The organism is Polaromonas eurypsychrophila (genome assembly GCF_014641715.1).
GTDB classification, from domain to species: Bacteria; Pseudomonadota; Gammaproteobacteria; order Burkholderiales; family Burkholderiaceae_C; genus Polaromonas; species Polaromonas eurypsychrophila.
Map to the genome: position 1 here is coordinate 112,416 of NZ_BMIG01000001.1, position 23,114 is coordinate 135,529.

The following is a 23,114-nucleotide window of genomic DNA, read 5'->3' on the forward strand; positions in this document are numbered from 1 at the left end:
GGCCCCTTATTCCTTCGCGGACCGGGATTTGTCGAGCATGTACAGCAACTGGGCCTTCACTTCCGGCCACTCGCCCGAGCGCAGGCTGTACATCACGGTGTCGCGAATCGTGCCGTCGCGGCGCAGTGCGTGGCCGCGGATCACGCCATCTTTTTTGGCGCCCAGGCGCTCGATGGCGCGCTGCGAGGCATGGTTGAAGTTGTCGGTGCGCCAGCCGACGACATTGCAGCCCAGGGTGTCGAAGGCATGGCTCAGCAGCAGCAGCTTGCAGGTGGTGTTGATGTGGGTGCGCTGGCAGCGTGCGGCGTACCAGGTGTAGCCAATCTCTACACGTTTCACGGCCGGCAGGATGTCGTGGTAGCTGCTGCTGCCCAGCACCATGCCGGTCGCGGCGTCGCGCACGGCAAACGCAAACCGGTGACCGGCTTCGCGGGCTTTCAATGCGTCTTCTATGTAGGCTTGGGTCTGGTCAGGCTCAGGCACCGAGGTGATGCGCAGTTTCCACAACTCGCCGTCGGCGGCGGCGGCACGCAGGCCGGCTTCATGTTCAAGCGCAAGCGGCACCAATTCCACACCGCGACCTGAAAGAGTGGCTGCCTGAACAAAACTCATGGCTCCTCGCTCTGGACTTTTTCCCGCACGCGGCGCCAGCGCCGCGCCAACTGAAGACCGAGACCGCCACCTATGCCCACCATCACAATGCCGGCGATGGCGCTGTTGCCATAACCTTCGGCAAAGATGTCAAAGCCGAAGAAACGGCCTAACCAGAAAGCAATCAGCGCACCGCCGATAAAACCGACGGCGTCGGACACGCCTTCGAGCAGGAGTTTGCGGATTTCTTGGGTCATGGTACGGCAGCCTCGGTTAACGGTTGTGGCGTTGCATGAACACCAGTTTTTCAAACAAGGTCACATCCTGCTCGTTCTTGAGCAGCGCGCCTACCAGAGGCGGCACTGCCACCTTGTCATCCTTGCTTTGCAGTGCCTCGAGCGGAATGTCTTCGGCCACCAGCAGCTTGAGCCAGTCCAGCAACTCTGAGGTGGACGGCTTCTTCTTCAGACCGGGCAGGTTGCGCACGTCATAAAAAGTCTTCATGGCCGCAGCCAGCAACTCTTTCTTGAGGCCGGGAAAGTGCACGTCGACGATGAGTTTCATCGTATCGGCATCGGGGAATTTGATGTAGTGGAAGAAGCAGCGGCGCAAAAAGGCGTCGGGCAGCTCTTTTTCGTTGTTCGAAGTGATGAACACCAGCGGCCGGTGCTTGGCCTTGATCAGCTCGCGCGTTTCGTAGCAGTAGAACTCCATGCGGTCGATCTCCCGAAGCAGGTCATTCGGAAACTCGATGTCGGCCTTGTCGATCTCGTCGATCAGCAGGGCAACCGGCTCGTCGGCCGTGAACGCTTCCCAGAGCACGCCCTTGATGATGTAGTTGTGGATGTCCTTGACCTTCTCGTCACCGAGCTGCGAGTCGCGCAGGCGGGATACCGCGTCATATTCATACAGCCCCTGCTGCGCCTTGGTGGTGGACTTGATGTGCCATTGCAACAGGGGGAGCTTCAAGGCTTCGGCCACTTCTTCGGCCAGCATGGTCTTGCCGGTGCCGGGCTCGCCCTTGACCAGCAGCGGCTTTTTCAGAGTGGCGGAGGCATTGACGGCAAGCATCAGGTCCTGGGTCGCAACGTAGTTTTTGGAGCCTTGGAATTTCATGGTGGGCAGCAGCGGTGAAGGGGAAGACGGGTGAATGGGTATGGATTCGGCCGGTCCGGGCGCCAGACCGGCAGGCCCAGATATAATCGTTGGCTGTTGATATAACGAATCCTCACCTGAATTGTGCGCGAAAAATGAATAAGCTGTTCACCACGATATTCGCTCTGGCTGTCTCTCTTGCGACCGCTGCAGCCCATTCCCAGGACATCAAGGGTGATGTCAAAGCCGGCGAAGCAAAAAACGCCATGTGTATCGGTTGCCATGGCATCAAGGGTTATCAGGCCAGCTTCCCCGAGGTGTACAAGGTGCCGATGATTTCGGGCCAGAGCGGCAAATACATCGCTGCTGCCCTGCAGGCTTACAAAAAAGGTGATCGCAAACATCCGACGATGCGCGGCATTGCCGAATCGCTGAACGATCAGGATATTGCCGACCTGTCCGCCTATTACGAGCAGCACGGCGTGAACGCCGCCGCAGCGCCTGCGGCCCGGACCGCCAAAACGCCGAGCCCTGCCGTCGCTGCCCTGCTGGCCAAGGCCAATTGCGCGTCTTGCCACGGCGCCGACTTCAGCAAACCGATTGATCCGAGCTACGCCAAACTTGGCGGCCAACATGCCGACTACCTGTTTGTGGCGCTCAAGGCCTACAAGGTCGAGAACAACCCCAAGGTCGGCCGCAGCAACGCCATCATGGCGGGCATGGCCAAGCAGTACACCAACGCAGAACTCAAGCAGTTGGCCAATTACCTTGCGTCCGTCGAAGGCGACCTCAAGGTGATCCCGCAGAGCAAGTTCCGCTAGGCCGCTTCGCTCCGGAAGTAAACAAAGCCCCGCTCTGCGGGGCTTTGTCTTTGTGGGCCGATCTTTGTGAAGTGCCGCCGCACGCAAGTAGAGCGACGTGGCTGGTTCTCTTTTCAAGCAGGGGCCGCGGGTCCGGCTCCGCCGGCCCGCAGGCGCAGCGCCCCCTCGGGGCTGGTGCCTGCGGCTCCAAGCCTGCTTGAGCAGGTTTGGACAGGCATCAGAAGCGAAGCCTCTGGCGAGCGGCGGCCTGCAAGGTGCGAGAGCTACGCGAAACGAGTGAACGTGAGGGCTTAATCCCTTGTAGCGTGGCGCTGCACGCAGGCGATGTAGGCGTCGCCATCGGGTGGGCGGCCGCCGCGCTGGCTTTCCCAGACCATCTGGCCCAGGCAGTCCATGGCTTCGTGGTGGGCGTCGTGCAGGGAGTTGCGCCGGGCGGCCAGCAATTCCACTGCCTGGCGGATACCGCGCGGCTGGTCGATGGAACACTGCTCGCTGATCGACAAGTGCATGGACAGATGCAAAAAGGGGTTGGTTTTGCCGGCTTCCACCTCGTAGATTTTTGCCAGGGCGGCATCCGCGTCGGCAAAGTCGCCGTGGTATTCGGGGTGATCTTCCAACCACTGGCTTGCTATGGTTTCAATAGCTTCCAGTGGTTGACCGGTGCGGGTCTTGGCATAAACAGAGCAAAAAAACCGGCGGACATCGGCTTGTGAAGGCGTGAACATGGGGCAAGCGTAGCACGGCTTGTTTTCCCGCCGGGACTGTGGTGTTTCCGGCACGACCGGCCCTCAGGCGGCAATGTCCTACGCGGCTGCGATGGCACTTCGATTAAATTCCAGCCACGGCAGCGTGATACCGGCAAGCGCGCGCCGGCTTATCCAAACATCCGGCGAGGAGAACTCCATGAACGCAATGAAAATTACCGGCATCGTCCTGATCGTGCTGGGCCTGGCTGGGTTTTTCACCGGTGGCTTCAGTTTCACCAAAGACACATCCACAGCCAAGCTCGGCCCGCTCGAGCTGGTGGTCAAGGAAAAGGAAACCGTCAACTTTCCGCAGTGGCTGAGCATAGGCGCCGTGCTTCTGGGCGCGGTCGTGCTGGTGATGGGCTCCCGCAAGCCCTAGTCCCGTCGCTCGCTCCTGCGTGTAGCTCCCTGCACCTCACAGGGAGGGCTTCCTTTCCGACTCAGCCCTTGTTCTGAACCGCCAGCAGGCGCGAAATCGTCTGCGCGGCCTGCAGCAGGGGCTGCAGCATGCTGTCCTGCATCATCTTGGCGCTGGTGCGGTTGGCCTGGCCGCTGATGTTGAGAGCTGCCACCGTGCGGCCCGCCCGGTCATGAATCGGCGCGGCCATGGACACCAAGCCTTCTTCCAGTTCCTGATTGACCAGGCACCAGCCCTGTTTGCGGGTTTGCGCGAGTTTCTGCCGCAAGGCGTCTAGGTCCGTCACCGTATGGCGCGTCAGCGTTTCGGGGAGAGAGGCTTCCAAACAAGCCATGGCCTGCTCCTCCGGCAACGCGGCCAGCAACACCCGGCCCATGGACGTGCAATAGGCCGGCAGCCGCGAGCCGACGCCCAGCGTGATGCTCATGATCTTGTGGGTGGACACGCGCAGCACATAAACAATGTCGGTGCCGTCCAGCACAGCCGCTGAACACGATTCACGGACTTGCTCCACCAAATCTTCCATGACCGGCTCGGCCAAACTCCAGATCGGCATCGACGACAGGTAGGCAAAACCCAGGTCCAGAATGCGCGCGGTCAGCGAGAAATGTTTACCGTCACTGTCCGCATAGCCCAGGGTCTGCAAGGTCAGCAAAATGCGCCGCGCGCCGGCGCGGCTCAGGCCGCTGCGTGCTGCCACTTCGCTCAGCGTCTGCCGGGGCGATTGGGCACTGAAGGAGCGAATTACCTCCAGCCCACGCGCAAACGACTGGACATAGCTGTCGCCAGGGAGGGGGCCGGGTGTGTTCTGGGTGTTCAGGGGGGATGCCGCAATTGCCATGGTTGCCAAAATCTCCTAAAATTCATTATACGAACGTTTGTTCTACATACGAACAAATTAAGTCGTTGAAATTTCTTGCTGGAGACACTTTTTCATGATCAACAAGATAGCCCGGTCCGTGACCGAGGCGCTGGCCGGTGTGCAGGACGGGGCCACCGTGCTGATCGGCGGCTTCGGCACTGCCGGCATTCCGAATGAACTCATAGACGGGTTGATCGCGCAGGGCGCGAAAGACCTCACCGTCGTCAACAACAACGCCGGCAATGGCGACACAGGGCTGGCGGCGCTGCTCAATACCGGACGGGTACGCAAAATCATCTGCAGTTTCCCGCGGCAGGCCGACAGTCATGTGTTTGATGCGCTTTACCGCTCCGGCAAGCTGGAACTGGAGCTGGTGCCGCAGGGCAATCTGGCCGAGCGCATACGCGCTGCCGGTGCCGGCATAGGCGCATTTTTCTCACCGACCGGTTATGGAACCGAGATGGCAAAAAACAGCGACGGCTCGGCCAAGGAAACGCGCGAGATCAATGGCAAGGGCTACGTGCTGGAGATGCCAATTTACGGCGACGTGGCGCTGATCAAGGCCGAGCGCGGCGACCGCTGGGGCAACCTGATGTACCGCAAGGCCGCGCGCAACTTTGGCCCGGTGATGGCCACGGCTTCCAGACTCACGGTGGCCACGGTGCATGAGATTGCCGAACTCGGCAGCATGGACCCTGAGCACATCATCACGCCCGGCATTTATGTGCATCAGATTGTGAAGATCGACCGCGTTGCGACGCAGGCCGGCGGCTTTCAGAAGGCGGTCTGACCATGAGTTATCAAAAACGCAGCAAAAATCAGCTCGCCGCGCGTGTGGCCCAGGACATCCACGAAGGCGCAGTTGTCAATCTGGGCATCGGCATGCCGACGCTGGTGGCCAACCACATTCCGTCCACCCGCGAAGTGCTGCTGCACAGCGAAAACGGCATCCTCGGCATGGGGCCTGCACCCGCCGAAGGTGATGAAGACTTCGACCTGATCAACGCTGGCAAGCAGCCGGTGACCCTGCTCAAGGGCGGTGCATTTTTTCACCATGCCGACAGCTTTGGCATGATGCGCGGCGGCCATCTGGACATCTGCGTGTTGGGCGCCTTCCAGGTCTCGGCTACGGGCGACCTGGCCAACTGGAGCACTGGCGAGCCCGGCGCGATTCCCGCCGTCGGTGGCGCCATGGACCTCGCCATCGGCGCGAAGGAAACCTGGGTCATGATGGACCTGCTGTCCAAAAAAGGAGAGAGCAAAGTGGTCAGCACTTGCAGCTACCCGCTCACCGGGATGGGCTGCGTCAAGCGCATCTACTCCGACCTGGCCACGCTGGAATGCACGCCGCAAGGCCTCAGACTGGTTGATAAAGTCGACGGGCTGACGCATGACGAGCTGGAAAAACTTGTCGGTTTGCCTATCGCGCTCTGAGCCGCCGGAATCCCGAATCATCAGAACCCCTGTCACTGGAAAACCAACATGAGTACTCAAGCCTTTATCTGCGACGCCATTCGTACCCCTTTCGGCCGTTACGGTGGCGCGCTCAGCAGCGTGCGCACCGATGATCTGGCCGCAGTGCCGCTCAAGGCCCTGATGGCGCGCAATCCCAACGTGGACTGGCTGGCCGTGACCGATGTGATTTACGGCTGCGTCAACCAGGCCGGTGAAGACAACCGCAACGTGGCCCACATGGCGACGCTGCTGGCCGGACTGCCGCTGGAGCTGCCCGGCACCACGCTGAATCGCTTGTGCGGCTCCGGCATGGACGCGGTGGGCACGGCGGCACGCGCCATCAAGTCGGGCGAAGCGCGCATGATGATTGCCGGCGGGGTTGAAAGCATGAGCCGCGCGCCCTTCGTGATGGGCAAGGCCGAAAGTGCTTTCAGCCGCGCCGCGCAGATGTACGACACCACCATCGGCTGGCGCTTCGTTAACAAGCTGATGAATGAAAAATACGGCACCGACGCCATGCCAGAGACGGCGGAAAACGTCGCTGCGGAGTACAAGATCAGCCGCGAAGACCAGGACAAGATGGCGCTGGCGTCCCAGCTCAAGGCGGTCGCTGCGCAGAAGGCGGGTTTCTTCGACGCCGAGATCACGCCGGTCACCATCCCCCAGAAAAAGGGCGACCCGGTTGTCGTGGGCAAGGACGAGCACCCGCGTGAAACCTCGATCGAGGCGCTCGCCAGACTCAAGGGTGCGGTGCGGCCTGACGGCAGTGTCACCGCGGGCAACGCCTCGGGTGTCAACGACGGCGCCTGCGCACTGTTGATTGCCAACGAGGAAGCTGCGAAACAAAACGGCCTCACGCCACGCGCGCGCATCGTCGGCATGGCCACGGCGGGCGTGCCGCCGCGCATCATGGGCATAGGCCCGGCGCCGGCCACCGAAAAAGTGCTGGCGCTGACCGGCCTGAGCCTGGTGCAGATGGATGTGATCGAACTCAACGAAGCCTTTGCTGCCCAGGGCCTGGCGGTGCTGCGCCTGCTCGGTCTGCAGGACGACGATGCCCGCGTCAACCCGAACGGCGGCGCGATTGCGCTGGGCCACCCGCTGGGCGCGTCCGGCGCGCGGCTGATCACCACCGCGGTGAACCAGTTGCATCGCACCGGCGGTCGCTACGCGCTGTGCACCATGTGTATTGGTGTGGGCCAGGGCATTGCGGTGGTGATCGAACGCGTGTGAACCGGCGCAGCTGTTTCGTTTATGAGGCCGCCCAAGGCGTTTAAAGCGACATCGACGGCCGCTGCGCCATGGCTGCACGCCAGCGCAGCAGGTTCGGGTGCTGCTCGCCGGGCTTGACCTTGACAATGCGGGCAAAATCCACCACCACCACGGCGGTGATGTCGGCCAGGCTGAACCGGTCTGTCGCCACGAAATCGCGGCCCTGCAGCCGTTCATTGAGTACCGCAAAAAATTGCTGCACGCGCGCCAGTCCGCGCTGGGCGAGTTCGGGAATCTGCGGGTAGTCCACCGGTCCGGGCAGGGCGCGGTTCGCCATCCCCGGGGAGCTGTTGCGCAGGCATTCGGCAATCGCGATCAGGCCCTCGAACTCGATGCGCCATTGCCAACTGGCGATGTCGGCTTTTTCCAGTGCGGTGCTGCCCAGCAGGGGCGGCTGGGGGAAGTGTGCTTCCAGCCAGGCCGCAATTGCAGCGTTATCGGTGAGCATCACTCCCTCGGCGGTGCGCAGTGCCGGCACGGTGCACTGCGGGTTGATCTGGCGGTAGGCCTCGCCCATCTGTTCGCCGGCGCGCAGGTCAATCTGCGCGGTTTCGTGGACCACGCCTTTTTCAGCCAGCAGGATGCGCGCACGCCGCGGGCTGGGGGCGGTGGCGCAGTCGTACAGAATGATCATGAGCTCAATTTATCCTGAGTGCGGGTGTCGAAGTCGCTCGCCTCATGGCGCTCATGCAACTGGCTGGACGCCTCGCCCCAGGTGCGGTTGACCATGCGCCCGCGTCTGGCGGCGGGTCGTTGTGCAATTTCGTTGGTCCAGCGCAGCACGTGGGTGTAGGCCTGCACCTGCAAAAACTCGCCGGCTTCGTACAGCTGGCCCTTGACCAGAGCGCCGTACCACGGCCACACCGCCATGTCGGCAATGCTGTAGTCCTCGCCTGCGAGGTAGCGCACCTCGGCCAGGCGGCGATCCAGCACGTTGAGCTGCCGCTTGACTTCCATCGCGTAGCGGTCGATGGGGTATTCCATCTTGCTCGGGGCGTAGGCGTAGAAGTGGCCGAAGCCACCGCCCAGAAAAGGCGCGCTGCCCATTTGCCAGTTCAACCACGACAGGCACTCGGCGCGCGGGGCGCCGCCTGCGGGCAAAAACACACCGAACTTCTCCGCCAGGTACTGGAGGATAGCGCCCGACTCGAAAATTCGCACAGGGGTGACGCCGCTGCGGTCCACAAGCACCGGAATCTTGGAGTTGGGGTTGGCCGCCACAAAGCCACTGCTGAACTGCTCGCCCTCGTGAATGCGGATCAGCCAGGCGTCGTACTCTGCGCCCGTGTGACCCAGCGCCAGCAACTCCTCCAGCATGACGGTGACCTTGACGCCATTGGGCGTGCCCAGCGAATACAGCTGCAGCGGGTGGCGGCCCACCGGCAGTTCCTTGTCGTGGGTGGCACCCGCCACAGGCCGGTTGATGTTGGCAAAGCGGCCTCCACTCGAAGACGGTGGTGACCAGATGGCGGGGGGGGTGTAGGGCGGGGTGACGTTCATGAGAACCATATTGCCTGAGTTTTGGGGGGTCTGCAGAACACGCCTCCTCTGGGAGCAGGATCCCGGCCGGCTCCAAGGGGTAACCTTTTTTCCGCCAACGGGAAAACTGATTTCCTCTGTATTTCTTGAACCAGGGGAGCGGCTGCGGCACATTAGCGCCAGATGTTATGAACAAGGAGACAGCATGACGGTGCGCATTGGATGGATAGGGTTGGGACGCATGGGCGAGGCGATGGCCAAGCGCCTGGTGAAAGCGGGTAACGAGCTGAGCGTCTGGAACCGCACCGCCTCCAAGGCCGCGCCGCTGGCCGAATACGGCGCCACCATCGTCGGCAGCAAGCAGGCGCTGGCGTCCTGCGACATCGTGTTCACCATGGTCTCCACCACCGACGATTTGAAACAGGTGCTGTTTGAAGAAGGCGGGTTGGTGGCAGGTCCTGTCAAACCGAAAATCGTGGTGGACAGCTCCTCGATTTCTCAGGAGGGTTCGGCCGAGATCCGCGCGCGGCTCGAAGCCATGGGTGTCGGCTACCTGTGTTCACCGGTGTCGGGGAATGCCAAGGTGGCCAAGGCTGGCAAGCTGCTGCAGGTGGCTTCGGGCCCGAAGGCCTTGTATAACGAGGTCGAGCCCTATTTGCAGGCCATGGCGCGCAAGGTAATGTGGGTGGGTGAGGGCGAACTCGCCCGCATCTGGAAGATTGCGCACAACACCATGTTCGGCGTGATCATCCAAAACCTCTGCGAGATCACGGTGCTGGCGGAGAAGGCCGGCATACCGCGCCACATCTTTCTCGAGAGCATCAACGATTCGGTGCTCGGATCCATGTACACGAAGTACAAGACGCCGATGCTGACCAACCTGAGTTTCGACCAGGTGACCTTCACGCCCAAGCTGCTGCTCAAGGACATGGACCTGGGCCTGGGCGCAGCGCGTGCGTACGGTGTGGCCATGCCTGCGGCGGCGGCCACGCGCGAGTCGGTGGCGCGCATGGTGGGACGCGGTCACGAGGACATTGACTTTGCCGTGCTGCTGCTGGAAACGGCCAGGGATGCCGGCCTGGAGTTGACATCCGAAAACATGAAGATGAGCGACGGACTGGAAAGCTAGGATATGGCCCCCACGCTTTTCACTGCGTGTAATGCGCGGCACCTTGCAGGCCGCCGCTCGCCAGAGGCTTCGTTTCTGTCGCCCGTCCCAACCTGCGCAGGCAGGTCGGGAGCCGCAGGCTCTAGCCCCGAGGGGGCCGCTGCGCCTGCGGCCTGGCAAAGCCAGTTCCGAGGCCCCGGCTTGAAAGGGTGTACCGCGCGGCGACCGTTTTTTGCCGGCCTGCGCTGGCCATGAGCACGAACCAGACGCTGATCAAAGGCGCGACCATCATCACGATGGATGCGCAGGGCGACCTGAGCGTGGGCGATATTCTGGTGACCGGCGACACGCTGACCGAGATCGCGCCACGCATTCATGCCGATGATGCGCAAGTGGTTGATGCCACCGGCCACATCATCATCCCCGGCCTGATCAATGCCCACATGCACACTTGGCAGACCGCGCTGCGCGGGCTGGCCGCGAACTGGACCTTGCTTGAATATTTCAGGAAGATGCACGCCGGGCTGGCCACCGTATTCACACCCGATGACCTCTACATCGCGACGCTGATGGGCTCGCTGAACCAGCTCAACTGCGGCACCACCACGCTGGCCGACTGGTGCCACAACAATCCGACGCCACCGCACAACGATGCGGCAATTGCCGGGCTGCTGGCCTCGGGCATACGCGCTGCTTTTTTCCATGGCACGCCCAAGCCGGACCCGCAGCCGGGGCAAAAGCCGTTCTGGGAAGTGCCGCATCCGCGCGCCGAGATCGAACGCCTGCTCAAGGCGCAGCTCGGCCAACCGCTGCTGAGCATCCAGGCGGCGGTGCTGGGCCCACATTACTCGACGCTGGACGTGGCGATGCACGATTTCGCCATGGCCAAGGACCTGGGCTTGATCGCCTCGCTGCACCAGGGTGGCGGGCCGGCGCGCACGCCCGATGGCTGGGAAAAACTCGAAGCGGCCGGCCTGCTTGGCGACCACATCAACATTGTGCACGGCCATGCACTCAACGATGTACAGCTCCAGCGCTTCTGTGAACTCGGCATGAGTTTTTCTGCGGCCGCCGAAAGCGAAATGAGCCAGGGCCATGGTCACCCGCTGACCGGCCGCCTGCGCGCTTTCGGCCGCGCGCCTTCTCTGGGCGTGGACCTCGAAAGCGTGATGAGCGGCGACATGTTGTCGCAGGCGCGGATTGCGCTGGGCATTCAGCGCTCGCTGGACAACGTCGCCTATCGCGAAACCCACGGCAGCATCCCGCCGACCTCAACCATCACGACGCGCGAGGCGCTGTCCTGGGTCACGGTCGAAGGCGCACGCATGCTCAAGCAATCGCACCGCATCGGCTCACTGGCTGCCGGCAAACAGGCCGATCTGGTGATGATCCGCGCCAGCGACCTCAACATGCAGCCGGTGCACGACCCGGTCAGCTCGGTCGTGATGCAGGCCTCGCTGGCCAATATCGACAGCGTGATGGTGGCGGGGCGCTGGAAGAAGCGCCATGGCCAGTTGCTGGACGTGGACCTGCCGCCCAAACTGCTTGCATTGCGAGCGTCGGGCGGGAAGATCATGCAGGCGCTTGCGTTGTAAAAAACATAGCAAAGTATTCGGATATTCAGAAGGCACAAGACCGGTCTGGTCATTATTCAACCTTGGAGACAACCATGAAACGTTTTTTCATTGCCACGGCCACCCTGCTGGCATTCACCACCACCTGGGCCCAGGCGCCGGCTGGGCAGGACTATCCTGTCAGGGTCATCAAAATTGTGGTTCCTTTCACCGCGGGCAGTGCGACCGACATCATGGCGCGCATCGTCGGCGAGCGGCTCAGCGCGAGCATGGGACAGCCCGTGGTGGTGGAAAACCGCCCCGGCGCCGGTGGAACGCTGGGTTCAGCCCAGGTGGCCAAGAGTGATCCTGATGGCTACACCTTGCTGGTGGTGTCTACCGGCCATGTGGTCAATCCGGTTCTCTACCCCGGCCTGCCCTACGACACGGTGGGCGACTTTGCGGGCGTTGTCCCGCTGGCGGCGCTGCCCAGCGTGCTGGTCGTGGGCACCGGGAGCCCGATCAGGTCGGTGCGCGAACTGATCGCCGCCGCCAAGGCAAAACCGGGGCAGCTTAACTATGCATCGGCCGGGGTAGGAAGTGCTACTCACGTCAATGCCGAGAAATTTCGCAGCGCGGCAGATATTCAGGTGACCCATATTCCGTTCAAGGGAACACCTGAAACCATTGTCGAGACCAGTTCCGGCCGGGTCGACTTCATGTTTACACCGGTGCTTGCGTCGATCCCGACCATTCGCGACAACCGCATGCGGGCGCTGGCCGTGAGCACTGCCAAGCGCTCGTCGGCATTGCCCGATGTGCCTACGGTGGCCGAGGCTGGCATGCCGGGATTTGTCTTCGATTTCTGGATCGGTTTATTGGCCCCCGCCAAGACGCCACGCGCCATTGTCAACAAGCTCAACGCGGAAGTAAGCAAGGCGCTTGCCCAGCCCGACGTGCTTGAGCGGATGGCCAAGCTCGGAGCTGAACCCATGCCCATGACGCCTGAACGTTTCGACGCCTATATCAAGGAAGAGTTCACCACGCTGGGTGCTGTGATGAAGGCAGCACCCAAGTGAATATCGCGCAGGCTGATGGGGAGGTCGCAAGAACCTGACGGCAGTTCGTCAGTTTTCAGCTTCATGCAACGGCAGCGCACGCCTTGCCGGTCGGGGAAAACACTTCGCTGCTGTATGTCTTGCCGAAAGTTTCCGAGGAGTTTTTTCAATGCTGCTTCGCGTCAATATCTTTAACACATCAAGCAACCTGCCGCTGCTGGCCGCTATCGCCAATGGCTACTTTGCGCAGCGCGAGCTGGTGATTGAGTTGCAGACCACGCCCAATTCGGACCAACAGCGCGCCGGACTGGCTGAAGGAAGGTTCGAGATAGCGCACGCGGCGGTGGACAACGCAGTAGCCATGATCGAGGCAGGCAAGGACGTGGTCATCGTCTGCGGTGGGGACGCTGGCATGAATGAGTTCATGGTGCGCGCCGAGATTGATTGCATGGCCGACCTGCGCGGCAAACTGCTTGCGGTGGATGCGCCCCATACCGCGTATGCGCTGGCCGCCAAGAAGATCCTCAAAAATCATGGACTGCTGGAGGGCCGTGACTACGACGTGAAGTTGGCCGGCGGGACTGGACCGCGCTCCGCAGCGATGGTGGCGGATGCGCAACTGGCGGCTGGCATGATTAACCCGCCCTTTTCATTTCTGGTACGCGAAAAGGGCCTGAAGAGCCTGGGCAGCCAGTTCAGCCTGCTGGGCCCTTACCAGGCAACCGGCGCGTTTGTTATGCGACCATGGGCTCGGGACAATGCGGACGCTTTGATCCGTTATCTCACGGCCTACGTCGAAGGACAGCGCCATGTGATGAACCCGTCCAATCGCGACGCCACGGTCGCCTTGTTGGTCCGCAGTTTCAAACTGTCTCCCGAGGTGGCGGCTGGTACTTATGAGGCGCTGGTTGCACCGGGCTCCGGTCTGGCGCCCGATGCGGGTTTCAGTGGGGAGGGATTTGAGAGCGTGCTGGCGATACGTGCGGAGATGGAAGGCCCGACGGGGAGTGTGCCACCAGCATCCGGGAGATACCTGGACTTCTCTTTTTACGAACGCGCCTTTGCGGCAGCGCGCATGACTTGAATATAAAAATGGAGCACGCCAAGAATCATCCCCAGCGACTGCCATATGTCGATCCGGTGTTCATCACCGACCCGGCCATGATGGCGGAGTTCCAGCGTGCCGCCCGAGAAGGAGCGCCACGGCCTGAAAGCCATGCGATCCGGGCCCATGTGCCCGATGTTTTCTGGGCTTTCACCAACGCCTGGAACGCAACCTTTGTCAACGGCGTGTGTGATCACGCGATCAAGGAGTTGTGCCGCCTCTACGTGTCGCAGGCGGTCAACTGCAACTACTGTGGAAACCAGCGCTCGGCCAAAGCGCAGGCGCAAGGTTTGCTCGAAGACGATGTGAAGGACCTGCTCGACTTCGACAAGTCGGCGCGCTTCACGCCGCGCCAGAAGGCTGCATTGCGTCTGGCCGAAGCCATCACCTGGGGCCTGGAGTCCACCGACGCGTTGTGGGATGGTCTGTATGAAAATTTTGAAACTGCCTCCATTGTCGAACTTGGCTTTTTCATTGGTCTGACCATGGGCCAGCAACGCTGGAACCGACTCATTGGCATGCAGCACAGCCAGTTCATGGCGGGTGCTTCGGGAGGGTTGGCTCCCATAGCCGCAACCCGCAAGGCCATGCCATGAGCAGCCGGATCCATGTCATGGGTGTTGGCAAGATGGGCCTGCCCATGGCCCAGCATTTTCTGGCGGCGCGGCACGTGGTGAGCGTTAGCGATCCAGACGCGGACAGGCTGAATCTGGCCAGAACGCAGGGATTGGTGGTGGCGGACAATACAACCACTGCGATTGCTAACGCCGATGTGATTGTTTCATCACTGCCAGACGATGCGGCCCTGCTTGCCGTGGCGAAGCAGGTTGCCGCATCGGCGCGTCCGGGCAGTATCTTTGTCGATACCAGCACAGTGTCGCAACAGGCATCGTCCGGCGCTGCGGTACTGTGCGCGGCTGCCGGGTTGCAGTATCTGCGAATCACTGTCTCGGGCAACAACAAGATGGCCGAAGCAGCACAACTCACGGTCATGGCCTCCGGCCCACGCGCGGCCTACGACGCGCTGCTGCCTGTGCTGATGCTGCTGGGTCCGCACCAGTTTTATCTGGGGGAGGCCGAACAGGCGCGCCTGATGAAACTGGTGGTCAACCTGATGATTGCGCAGACCAGCGCGATGTTGTCTGAGGCCCTGACCCTGGGCCGCAAGGGCGGGCTGGACTGGAGCGACATGTGGCAGGTGCTGGGCGCCAGTGCGGTGGCCTCGCCCATTGTCAAGGCCAAGGCTGTGCAGCTCAGTGCGCGCGACTTCACGCCGACCTTCACAGTCGAGCAGATGATCAAGGACCTGGACCTGATCCTGGACGCCGGCCGGGCTGTTCACGCGCCGTTGGCACAGACCGCGTTGACGCAGCAACTGATGCATGCGGCCATGGCCCAGGGGAACGGGCAGGACGACTATGCGGCCATCATCAAGACCGTCGAACGCAGCGCCGGGCTGGACACCGATCTCCCCTTAAATTCATGAAAAGTTTTATCTACAACGGCCAGGCGGGCCGCGTGATTTTTGGTGCCGGCAGCCTGCAGCACCTGGTCCGCGAAATTGATGCGCTGGGTGCGCGCAAGGCGCTGGTGCTTTCCACCCCTGAGCAGCGTGCCTCGGCAGAAATGATCGCCGACCTGTTGGGGTCACGTGCAGTCGGCGTGTTCGACCGTGCGGTCATGCATGTGCCCATCGAAACTGCCCGCGAGGCGCGCGAGCTGGCACGCAAGCTCGGTGCCGACTGTGCGGTGGCGATTGGCGGCGGCTCCACGACCGGGCTGGGCAAGGCGATGGCGCTGGACTCGGGCCTGCCCATCCTGGCCATTCCCACCACCTACGCCGGCTCGGAGATGACGCCGATTTACGGCATCACCGAAGCCGGAATGAAAAAAACCGGCAAGGATGTGCGCGTGTTGCCGCGTACCGTGATCTACGACCCCGAGCTGACGTTGGGCCTGCCGGTGGGCATGAGCATCACCAGCGGCATCAATGCGATTGCCCACGCCGCCGAAGGCCTGTATTCGGTGGACTGCAACCCCATCATGGGCCTGATGGCAAAAGAGGGCATAGCCGCCATGGGACGGGCGCTGCCAGCTATCAAAAAAGTAGCAAGCGACGCGGCTGCCAGAAGTGATGCCCTGTATGGTGCGTGGCTCTGCGGCACCGTGCTGGGCAATGTCGGCATGGCGCTGCACCACAAGTTATGCCACACGCTGGGCGGCAGTTTCAATCTGCCACATGCCGAGACCCACACCATCGTGCTGCCGCATGCGCTGGCCTACAACGCGGCCGCTGCGCCCGAAGCGATGGCGGATATCGCCGTGGCGCTCGGTGCGGTCCATGGCCCGCAGGCGGTGTTTGACCTGGCGAAGAACAATGGTGCACCGGTGGCGCTGCGCGATATCGGCATGAAAGAGGCTGACCTGGACAGGGCTTGCGACATGGCCATGCAGAACCAGTACCCGAATCCGCGCCCGCTGGAGCGCCGAGCGATCCGGCAGTTGCTGCAGCAGGCTTTTGACGGGGAGCGGCCCGGCGCCTGAAGAAAACGCGGCGGCCACTACACTGGGGTCTTGTTTCTCCAGACCTGCGACCCCCCGTGATTGAAATTGTTCTGCTCCTGATCATGCTGGCCGGCTACGGCGCCTACACGCTGAAATCGAAAACCCAGAAGCGGCGCATCGCGTTGCTGGGCACACATCTCGGCCAGTACCAGGTTGAAAAACTGATGGAGACCCTGACCCAGGGTTATCTGCGCGCACTGGGTGAAAAGGATGCAGAGCGGCAGGTGCAGGTGTGGAGTTTTCTGGCGACGTCCGAGCAGGAGCTGTGCGACCAGTTCGACCGTTTTGTTGCCGACTTCGCGAAGGTGGGTAACGAAGATGCGCGTGTCAGCACCTTTGCGGTCTTCATTCCTGAGGCACACCGCTTTTTCCCGGACAGCACCTTCGACATGCGCAAGTTGCTGGCCGTGCATGGCCAGGGCTTGCGCCGCGTCGCCACCGAAGACCTGCAGTTGTCGCCCAAGGCGCGGGCCTTCATGCTGTCGGCCGAGCTGTTTCTGATGCAGCACAGTTGTCACTGGTACTGTCGGTCAAAAACCGTTGCTTCCGGACGCGTGCGGGTGCGGCACCAGACCTCGTATGCGCAGTTGCTGGCATCGGTGAGCGTGGAAACGCGTCAGGCCTACGCCGCGCTGGTCGGGCCTTGAACAAACGCCAGCGCTGCGAAACCTGCCTGCGTCCGCAAAGCGCCTGTATCTGCCGCTGGATCACCCCGGTCCCACATGCGGTCGACGTGCTGATCCTGCAGCATCCGCTGGAAGCGGGCAATCCCAAGGGGACGGCTCGCCTGCTGCAGCTGAGCCTTCCGTCGAGCCGGCTGCTGACAGGAGAAGTGTTTGATGCGCTGCAGTGGCAGGCGCCCGGCGACCCCCGGCACAACCTGCTGCTGTACCCCGATCCGGCTTTGGACCGTGCCGCCGGTTTGCCGCCACCGCCCATGCCGGCGCCCAGCCTGCTGCAGGACCCGTCGAAGTTGCGGCTCATCGTGCTCGACGGCACCTGGCGCAAAAGCCGCCGGATGCTGTACCTCAACCCGGCGTTGCAGCACTTGCCCCGGCTGTCGCTGCAGGACCTGCCGGCATCGAATTACCGTATCCGCCGCGCGCACCGGCCAGACCAAGTGTCCACGCTGGAGGCAGTGTGTGCCGCGCTGGCACAACTCGAAGGCGGCAGTGGCCGCTTCCAGCCCCTGCTGGAGGCATTTGACGGATTTGTGGCGCAGCAAATGGCTTTCCCGGCTCTTGGACAGAGTTGACAGACAAAATCGGACACCAGCCCATGTCAAGTATGGGCTATTAGCTATCAAATCAGGAGCAAATCGGGGGTCCGTGATGGCCGCTTGCTTGTACCAGCACCTGCTGCGCCTGGCTGTCGTTGCTGCCGCGCCAGGCCACGATCTGGTCAGGGCGGATCAAGGCCAGCGGCGCCTGATACAGCGCCAGCAAGGTCGCTGATGAGTGCACGACGACCTTGAGATCCAGGCCCAGCGTCGCAGCCGCCTGCCTGAAACCGCCGCTGCCAGCGGCGTCGGGCCCGAGCACCAGCAAGGTCCATTCAAAACCGAAACTGTCATACAGCGAGGATGCGTCCTCCAGCCAGGCGTGCGGCGCGCGGCCGCCGGGACTGGCGCTGGGCTGGTAGTTGCCGGCCTCATCGGGTGGTGGTGTGCTGCCGTCTTTCACGATCAGGCTTGATCCGTCGTACCGACCGCCGAAGGTCACGCCGGGGATGTTGAATTCCAAGCGGACATGCTGGTTCAAGTACGCCGAGGCGCGTTCGCGCTCGGCCTGGCCATCGGTACCGGCCTGCTCCAGCAAGGCGGAGGCGCCGAAGCTGCCGACCGAGTCGGCAAAACGCTGCGCATAGGCAGTGTTGCGTTCGGCCAGCGGTTTGCGCTCAGGCTCATAACTGTCCAGCAGTTGCGGCGGCGCCTGACCGCGGATGACAGCGGCCAGTTTCCAGCCGAGGTTGACGGCGTCTTCCACCGCCGTGTTGTAGCCGAGTCCGCCGGTCGGCGTGAACAGATGGGCCGCGTCGCCGGCGATGAATACCCGCCCGCGCTGAAAGGCGTGCGCGACCAGCGAATGGCCGGCGGTCCAGATGCCGAGCGACAGCACCTCGATGGGCATATGTGCGCCCATGGCTTCATTAAAGATCCGCTGCGCGTCAACGGCGGTCCACGCGTCGGCATCTTCTCCCTCATGCACGGCAGCGTGAAAGGCAAATTCCGACTGGCCGTCCACCGAGGCCATGAAGGCGCGGCGTTGCGGGTTGACCGAGACATACATCCAGGCGCGGTCATGGGGAAAGGCGCTGTAAAAATCCGGCGCGCGCAGGTAGACCGCAAACATTTTTCCGCCCATGAACTCGCGCCTGACGCCGCTGACGCCGTCCCACCCGATGCCCAGCTTGGTGCGGACCCCGCTTCGCGGGCCGTCGGCACCCACCAGATAAGACGCCTGTACCTGCACGGATTCGCCGCCGGTGCTGGCACGCACCTGCGCCTGCACATCGCTGCCGCGGTCTTCAAAATTCTCCAGCGCCCAGCCGTAGCGCACATCGACGCCGGGCAGGGCTTCGGCATGCCGGCGCAGGGTGGCCTCGACAAACTTTTGCGACACCCGGTGCGGCAACTCGGCCGCACTCCAGGAGCCGCCCATGGCCTTGATGTTGGTCACCGCCTGCGCGGCGGTCGGCAGCTGCAGGCGCGCCAGTTCATGGCCGGTGTAACGCGTGAAGTAGGCGATGTCGGTCGGGTGGTCGGCCGGCAAGCCCTGGGCGCGGATCTCGCTGGCAAAACCGAGGCGCCGGAAATGCTCCATGGTGCGTGCTTGCGTGGCATTGGCCTGGGGATTGAACGCGGTGCCGGGTTTCGGATCGACCAGCAGGCAGGACACGCCGCGGCGGCCGAGTTCATTGGCCAGCATCAGGCCGCAGGGACCGCCGCCGGCGATGAGGACGTCGGTGTGCAAAAGGTCGGCCATCTCAATACACGCCGAAACGCCCGGTCCACTTGCGTTCGTAGTCCTGCTTGTCGAAGTGTTCGGCGACGAAGTCGATGAAGGTGCGCACCTTGGCCGACAGATGTTTGCGGCTGGGGTAGGCCAGGTTGATGGTCAGGCGCGGCAGGTCCCAGTCATCGAGCACCGGCACCAGGCGGCCGGCCACGATGTCGTTGTAGACGATGTAGCTGGGCTGCACCAGGATGCCCAGGCCGTCGAGGGCCGCCGTGCGCAGAATCTGGCCGTCGTTGGACTCCAGCAGGCCTTTGACCGTGACAGTGGTGGAGGCACCGTCCCGCGTGAAACGCAGCTCGTTGGGGTTGTTGGCATAGGTATAGATCAGCAGCTTGTGGTGCTGCAGGTCTTCCAGCGTTTTGGGAAAACCGTGCTGCGCAAAATAGCGTGGCGACGCAGCCAGGATGCGGCGCGTCTCGGCCAGGCGGCGGATGGTGATGTTCGAGTCGGGCTCGATCTCGCGCGTGCGAATCGCCACGTCGATGTTGTTGTCGATGATGTCCAGGTAGCGGTTGGCGGCTTCCACATGCACGCTGACATTCGGGTAGCGCTGCGTATATTCGCGCAGCAGCGGTGCAACGTGGTGCAGCGAAAACGACAGCGAGGCGGTAATGCGCAGCGTGCCGGTCGGGTTCAGCGCAGTGGCATTGACCGCAGACTCCGCATCCTTCAGGTCGGCCAGGATGCCCTTGGCCCGGCTGAAAAACTCCTGGCCGGTGTCGGTGAGGTAGAGGCGGCGCGTGTTGCGTTCGACCAGGCGCGCACCCAGCCGCTCCTCCAGAGCCGACAGATGCCGGCTCGCAGCAGCGTTGGACAGGTCCAGCACCTCCGCAGCGCGGCTCAGGCTGCCAATTTCGGCCACCTGCACAAACAGTTCGATTTCAGTCCAGCGGTCCAAGCCCAGTCTCCATTTGCCAGCCCTCTTGTCGTGGCTTGCATTGTGGGGCAGATGGCGACCAGTTTCTTCCACACCGCGAAAAAGTCATTTTCGCCAGTTGGCTTCTACAAACCGTCGCTCCCCTCTATATTTGTCGCACAGAGAGACTACCGGAAGGAAAACCAGCGTGCGAAATCTCAACCAGGACACCATCACCCAGGCCGTGATTGCGCGTTTTGCGGGCACGCCCGATCCCCGCCTCAAGGAAATCATGACCAGCCTGGTGCAGCATCTGCACGCGTTTGCGCGCGAGGTAAAGCTGACCGAGTCCGAATGGCTGGCCGGCATCGATTTCCTGACCGCGACCGGCCAGAAGTGCGATGACAAGCGCCAGGAATTCATCCTGCTGAGTGACACGCTGGGCCTGTCCATGCTGACGGTGGCCATGAACAACAACAAACCGGCTGGCTGCACCGAAGCGACAGTGTTTGGCCCCTTCTTTCTGGAAGGCGCACCACGCTTCAATCTGGGCGATGACGTTGCAGGCGGTGCCCGTGGCGAGCCCTGCCTGGTGCATGGCACCATCAAGGCACTCGATGGCACACCGGTACCGAACGCGCTCATCAATGTCTGGCAGGCCGATGCCGAGGGCAATTACGACGTGCAGTACGCGCACCTGGCCAAACCGCAGGCGCGCGGCATCCTCAATGCCGATGAGAACGGCAACTTCCACTTCAAGACCATCCTGGCCGAGGCCTACCCCATACCGACCGACGGCCCGGTCGGCGCGATGCTGAAGGCGACCAGCAACCATCCGTGGCGGCCCGCCCACTTGCACTTCATGATTGATGCACCGGGTTACGAAAAACTCATCACGCATGTGTTTCGTGAGGAAGACCCGTACCTTGAATCAGACGTGGTTTTTGGCGTGCGTTCATCGCTGGTCGCAGACTGGAAGAAAAACCCCGACGGCACTTACGACCTCGACTACGACTTTGTGCTCAACCCGGTCAAGCAGACCGCCAAAGTCTGAAAAACGGGTGTGAAAGCGTGATCAAACACATCGTCATGTGGAATGTTCGCGGCGACACGGTGGCTGAAAAAGCCACCGGGGTGGCCAAACTCAAACAGACGTTTGAAAGCCTGCGCGGCAAGGTGCCCGGCCTGCTGAATCTTGAAATCGGCGTGGACATCAGCCGCATCGACTACGCCTGTGACGTGGTGCTGTATTCAGAGTTTGACTCGCAGGCCGCGCTCGATGCCTATGCGGTCCACCCCGAGCATCTGCGTGTCAAACATGAACTGGCCGACCTGCGCGTTGCGCGTTACCAGGTGGATTACGAAGACCCGCACGAGCGCCGCGTGCCCACTGCCCATCAACACAAGGAAACCAGCGAATGAACGACGAGATGAATAAGGAACTGCAGATCCGCCAGATGATCGAGCGCTGGGCGGTCTGGCGCGACGCCGGCGACTGGGAGCGTTTTGCCACCGTCTGGCACCCGGACGGTGTCATGATGGCGACCTGGTTCCAGGGCCCGTTCGCGGAGTTCATCCGCGTGACCCAGGAAGGCTGGGCCAAGGGCGTTAGCATCCTGCACTTCCTGGGCGGCTCCGCCGTCGAAGTGGCGGACGAGCGCGCCATTGCGCAGACCAAGATGACAATTTCCCAGCGCGGCATGGTCGAGGGCGCGAATGGCCCGGTGCTGTGCGACGTGGTCTGCACCGGCCGCTTCTACGACTTCGTTCAAAAACACGAAGGCCAGTGGAAGCTGCTGCACCGCCAGCCGATTTACGAGAAAGACCGCATCGACCCTGTGGATTCGGCCGCCAGCGTGGCGCTCGATGCGCAGGCGCTGCAGGCTTTTCCCGAAGGTTACCGGCACTTGGCCTATATCCAGACGCGTATTGGTTACACCGTCAAGCTTGACATGCCCATGCTCAAGGGGCCAGTGGTCGAGGAGCTGTACAAGCGTGGCGCCCGCTGGCTGGCCGGTGGGGCGCTGGAGCGCTGAAGAGTCGGCACAGGGCCGGCAGATCCGGGCACAGGCCCCATCGTTCGATGATCCATTCCAACAAAGAGTAGACAAACATGAATTCGACAATCACCCGTCGGGCGGCACTTGCCGCCATCGCCGTGTGCAGCACCTCCCCCGGATTTGCGCAAGGTGCTTTTCCCAACAAAGCGCTGCGTATCATCGTGCCGCAACCGCCGGGCGGCGGTTTCGATTTTGTCGGGCGCGTGCTGGCCGAGCGGCTGGGCAAGTCGCTGGGCCAACCGGCGGTGGTTGAAAACCGCACCGGTTCAGGCACGCTGATCGGCACCGATCTGGCCGCCAAGGCCGAGCCCGATGGCCATACGCTGCTGGTCGGCTCGGTGTCCAACCTTGCGATCAACATGGGCCTGTATCGCAATCCGCCCTACAACAGCCTGCGCGACTTCGAGCCACTGGGCCTGGCTGTCGCCTACGCCTACACGCTGATGGGACGCAAGGATCTGCCTTACAAGTCGCTCAGCGAAGTTATTGCCTTTGCCAAGGCCAATCCGGGGCGGCTGACCTACGCGTCGGCCGGGAACGGTTCGGGCCAGCACGTCATTGCCGCAGCGCTGTGGCGGCTGGCCGGTGTGGAGCTTACACACATACCCTACCGTGGCGCGCAAGCGGCTTACCAGGACCTGCTGGGCGGTCGGGTTGATTTTTTCTTTGACCTATCGCCCACGGCACGACCGCAGATCGAGGCCGGCAATGCGCGCGCGCTGGTGGTGTCCGGCCTGACACGCCAGCCGACCCTGCCGGATGTACCGACCATCACCGAGACCGGCGTGGCCAAGCTGGAACTTGAGTCCTGGTTCGGGCTTTTTGCACCGGCCAAAACACCGTCCAAGGTGCTGGAGCGGCTGCGCGCCGACCTCGAAACCGTGATTGCCTCGCGCGAAGTCAGCGACATCTTCCGCAAGGCCGGTGGCCGCTCGCTTAGTTTGTCGATGGCCGAGACGCGGGCCCTGGTCAAGCGCGATGTTGATCGCTGGTCCAAACTGGTTCGCGACATGGGCATCACGGCCGATTGATTTTCCACGCCACTTCACTTCA

The 23,114-nt window shown here is 62.4% G+C and carries 27 protein-coding genes; 18 read left to right on the forward strand and 9 right to left on the reverse strand.

What is annotated here, in order from left to right; translation table 11 throughout:
• Window positions 1-6: 6 nt before the first annotated feature.
• From IEX16_RS00505 to IEX16_RS00515, 3 genes are read right to left on the reverse strand one after another with little or no spacing between them, the layout of a single operon-like run.
• On the reverse strand, window positions 7-612 hold the full coding sequence (locus tag IEX16_RS00505; protein WP_188705513.1) for a GNAT family N-acetyltransferase: 606 nt from the start codon (window positions 610-612) through the stop codon (window positions 7-9).
• On the reverse strand, window positions 609-848 hold the full coding sequence (locus tag IEX16_RS00510) for a hypothetical protein (protein WP_188705515.1): 240 nt from the start codon (window positions 846-848) through the stop codon (window positions 609-611). Before IEX16_RS00510 ends, IEX16_RS00505 begins: the two co-directional genes overlap by 4 nt.
• A 16-nt stretch (window positions 849-864) precedes the next feature.
• Window positions 865-1,707 (reverse strand): AAA family ATPase, encoded by an 843-nt coding sequence (locus tag IEX16_RS00515; protein ID WP_188705517.1) that lies wholly within the window; start codon window positions 1,705-1,707, stop codon window positions 865-867.
• Between the two features lie 134 nt (window positions 1,708-1,841).
• Between IEX16_RS00515 and IEX16_RS00520 the strand changes: the two genes are divergently transcribed.
• A complete protein-coding gene (locus IEX16_RS00520; RefSeq protein WP_188705519.1) occupies window positions 1,842-2,507 on the forward strand; it encodes a c-type cytochrome in 666 nt (221 codons plus the stop codon).
• A 290-nt stretch (window positions 2,508-2,797) separates the two neighbouring features.
• Here IEX16_RS00520 and IEX16_RS00525 read toward each other — a convergent pair whose 3' ends face one another.
• Complete coding sequence (locus IEX16_RS00525; RefSeq protein WP_188705522.1) at window positions 2,798-3,232, reverse strand: DUF1841 family protein; 435 nt, start codon at window positions 3,230-3,232, stop codon at window positions 2,798-2,800.
• Between the two features lie 178 nt (window positions 3,233-3,410).
• On the opposite strand from IEX16_RS00525, the gene IEX16_RS00530 reads away from it, so the two are divergent.
• Window positions 3,411-3,632: a hypothetical protein gene (locus IEX16_RS00530; protein WP_188705524.1), complete on the forward strand. Its 222-nt coding sequence runs from the start codon at window positions 3,411-3,413 to the stop codon at window positions 3,630-3,632.
• Window positions 3,633-3,693: 61 nt separating this feature from the next.
• Here the strand turns inward: IEX16_RS00530 and IEX16_RS00535 are convergent, their stop codons facing one another.
• Window positions 3,694-4,512: an IclR family transcriptional regulator domain-containing protein gene (locus IEX16_RS00535; protein ID WP_188705526.1), complete on the reverse strand. Its 819-nt coding sequence runs from the start codon at window positions 4,510-4,512 to the stop codon at window positions 3,694-3,696.
• 94 nt (window positions 4,513-4,606) lie between these two features.
• Between IEX16_RS00535 and IEX16_RS00540 the strand changes: the two genes are divergently transcribed.
• The 3 genes from IEX16_RS00540 to pcaF are packed head-to-tail and all read left to right on the forward strand — an operon-like array spanning window position 4,607 to window position 7,221.
• Window positions 4,607-5,323 (forward strand): 3-oxoacid CoA-transferase subunit A, encoded by a 717-nt coding sequence (locus tag IEX16_RS00540; RefSeq protein ID WP_188705528.1) that lies wholly within the window; start codon window positions 4,607-4,609, stop codon window positions 5,321-5,323.
• Window positions 5,324-5,325: 2 nt separating this feature from the next.
• Window positions 5,326-5,967, forward strand: coding sequence for a 3-oxoacid CoA-transferase subunit B (locus IEX16_RS00545; RefSeq protein WP_188705530.1), 642 nt, complete (start codon window positions 5,326-5,328; stop codon window positions 5,965-5,967).
• Between the two features lie 48 nt (window positions 5,968-6,015).
• Window positions 6,016-7,221, forward strand: coding sequence for a 3-oxoadipyl-CoA thiolase (pcaF, locus tag IEX16_RS00550; RefSeq protein ID WP_188705531.1), 1,206 nt, complete (start codon window positions 6,016-6,018; stop codon window positions 7,219-7,221).
• 40 nt (window positions 7,222-7,261) lie between these two features.
• On the opposite strand, the gene IEX16_RS00555 is transcribed toward pcaF, so the two are convergent.
• Window positions 7,262-7,894: a glutathione S-transferase family protein gene (locus IEX16_RS00555; RefSeq protein ID WP_188705533.1), complete on the reverse strand. Its 633-nt coding sequence runs from the start codon at window positions 7,892-7,894 to the stop codon at window positions 7,262-7,264.
• Window positions 7,891-8,760, reverse strand: coding sequence for a glutathione-dependent disulfide-bond oxidoreductase (yghU, locus tag IEX16_RS00560; protein WP_188705535.1), 870 nt, complete (start codon window positions 8,758-8,760; stop codon window positions 7,891-7,893). Before yghU ends, IEX16_RS00555 begins: the two co-directional genes overlap by 4 nt.
• A gap of 184 nt (window positions 8,761-8,944) precedes the next feature.
• Here yghU and IEX16_RS00565 point away from each other — a divergent pair, with 184 nt between their 5' ends.
• The 9 genes from IEX16_RS00565 (at window position 8,945) to IEX16_RS00605 (ending at window position 17,383) form a co-directional block, all read left to right on the forward strand.
• Window positions 8,945-9,868: an NAD(P)-dependent oxidoreductase gene (locus IEX16_RS00565; protein ID WP_188705537.1), complete on the forward strand. Its 924-nt coding sequence runs from the start codon at window positions 8,945-8,947 to the stop codon at window positions 9,866-9,868.
• Between the two features lie 230 nt (window positions 9,869-10,098).
• A complete protein-coding gene (locus IEX16_RS00570) occupies window positions 10,099-11,442 on the forward strand; it encodes an amidohydrolase family protein (protein ID WP_188705538.1) in 1,344 nt (447 codons plus the stop codon).
• Window positions 11,443-11,516: 74 nt separating this feature from the next.
• Entirely contained in the window at window positions 11,517-12,479 is a 963-nt protein-coding gene (locus IEX16_RS00575; protein WP_188705540.1) for a tripartite tricarboxylate transporter substrate binding protein, read from the forward strand.
• A 148-nt stretch (window positions 12,480-12,627) separates the two neighbouring features.
• On the forward strand, window positions 12,628-13,542 hold the full coding sequence (locus IEX16_RS00580; RefSeq protein ID WP_188705543.1) for an ABC transporter substrate-binding protein: 915 nt from the start codon (window positions 12,628-12,630) through the stop codon (window positions 13,540-13,542).
• Between the two features lie 8 nt (window positions 13,543-13,550).
• A complete protein-coding gene (locus IEX16_RS00585) occupies window positions 13,551-14,159 on the forward strand; it encodes a carboxymuconolactone decarboxylase family protein (protein WP_229676094.1) in 609 nt (202 codons plus the stop codon).
• Window positions 14,156-15,049, forward strand: a complete 894-nt coding sequence (locus IEX16_RS00590; protein WP_188705546.1) for an NAD(P)-dependent oxidoreductase — start codon at window positions 14,156-14,158, stop codon at window positions 15,047-15,049. Before IEX16_RS00585 ends, IEX16_RS00590 begins: the two co-directional genes overlap by 4 nt.
• Window positions 15,046-16,107, forward strand: a complete 1,062-nt coding sequence (locus tag IEX16_RS00595; RefSeq protein ID WP_188705548.1) for a maleylacetate reductase — start codon at window positions 15,046-15,048, stop codon at window positions 16,105-16,107. Before IEX16_RS00590 ends, IEX16_RS00595 begins: the two co-directional genes overlap by 4 nt.
• Before the next feature lie 56 nt (window positions 16,108-16,163).
• A complete protein-coding gene (locus IEX16_RS00600) occupies window positions 16,164-16,775 on the forward strand; it encodes a hypothetical protein (RefSeq protein ID WP_308421312.1) in 612 nt (203 codons plus the stop codon).
• Window positions 16,772-17,383 (forward strand): tRNA-uridine aminocarboxypropyltransferase, encoded by a 612-nt coding sequence (locus IEX16_RS00605; protein ID WP_188705551.1) that lies wholly within the window; start codon window positions 16,772-16,774, stop codon window positions 17,381-17,383. The genes IEX16_RS00600 and IEX16_RS00605 overlap by 4 nt, the downstream gene beginning before the upstream one ends.
• Before the next feature lie 52 nt (window positions 17,384-17,435).
• Here IEX16_RS00605 and IEX16_RS00610 read toward each other — a convergent pair whose 3' ends face one another.
• A complete protein-coding gene (locus IEX16_RS00610; protein WP_188705552.1) occupies window positions 17,436-19,112 on the reverse strand; it encodes an FAD-dependent oxidoreductase in 1,677 nt (558 codons plus the stop codon).
• A gap of 1 nt (window position 19,113) precedes the next feature.
• Entirely contained in the window at window positions 19,114-20,043 is a 930-nt protein-coding gene (locus IEX16_RS00615) for a LysR family transcriptional regulator (protein ID WP_188705554.1), read from the reverse strand.
• 166 nt (window positions 20,044-20,209) lie between these two features.
• Between IEX16_RS00615 and IEX16_RS00620 the strand changes: the two genes are divergently transcribed.
• The 4 genes from IEX16_RS00620 to IEX16_RS00635 all read left to right on the forward strand — a co-directional run bounded on the left by IEX16_RS00620 (window position 20,210) and on the right by IEX16_RS00635 (window position 23,092).
• Window positions 20,210-21,055 carry an intradiol ring-cleavage dioxygenase gene (locus IEX16_RS00620; protein ID WP_188705557.1) on the forward strand — a complete coding sequence of 282 codons (846 nt, stop codon included), beginning with the start codon at window positions 20,210-20,212 and terminating at the stop codon, window positions 21,053-21,055.
• A gap of 17 nt (window positions 21,056-21,072) precedes the next feature.
• Window positions 21,073-21,423 carry a Dabb family protein gene (locus tag IEX16_RS00625; protein ID WP_188705560.1) on the forward strand — a complete coding sequence of 117 codons (351 nt, stop codon included), beginning with the start codon at window positions 21,073-21,075 and terminating at the stop codon, window positions 21,421-21,423.
• Complete coding sequence (locus tag IEX16_RS00630) at window positions 21,420-22,037, forward strand: nuclear transport factor 2 family protein (protein WP_188705562.1); 618 nt, start codon at window positions 21,420-21,422, stop codon at window positions 22,035-22,037. The genes IEX16_RS00625 and IEX16_RS00630 overlap by 4 nt, the downstream gene beginning before the upstream one ends.
• 77 nt (window positions 22,038-22,114) lie before the next feature.
• Window positions 22,115-23,092 carry a Bug family tripartite tricarboxylate transporter substrate binding protein gene (locus IEX16_RS00635; protein WP_188705564.1) on the forward strand — a complete coding sequence of 326 codons (978 nt, stop codon included), beginning with the start codon at window positions 22,115-22,117 and terminating at the stop codon, window positions 23,090-23,092.
• The last annotated feature ends 22 nt before the right edge of the window (window positions 23,093-23,114 follow it).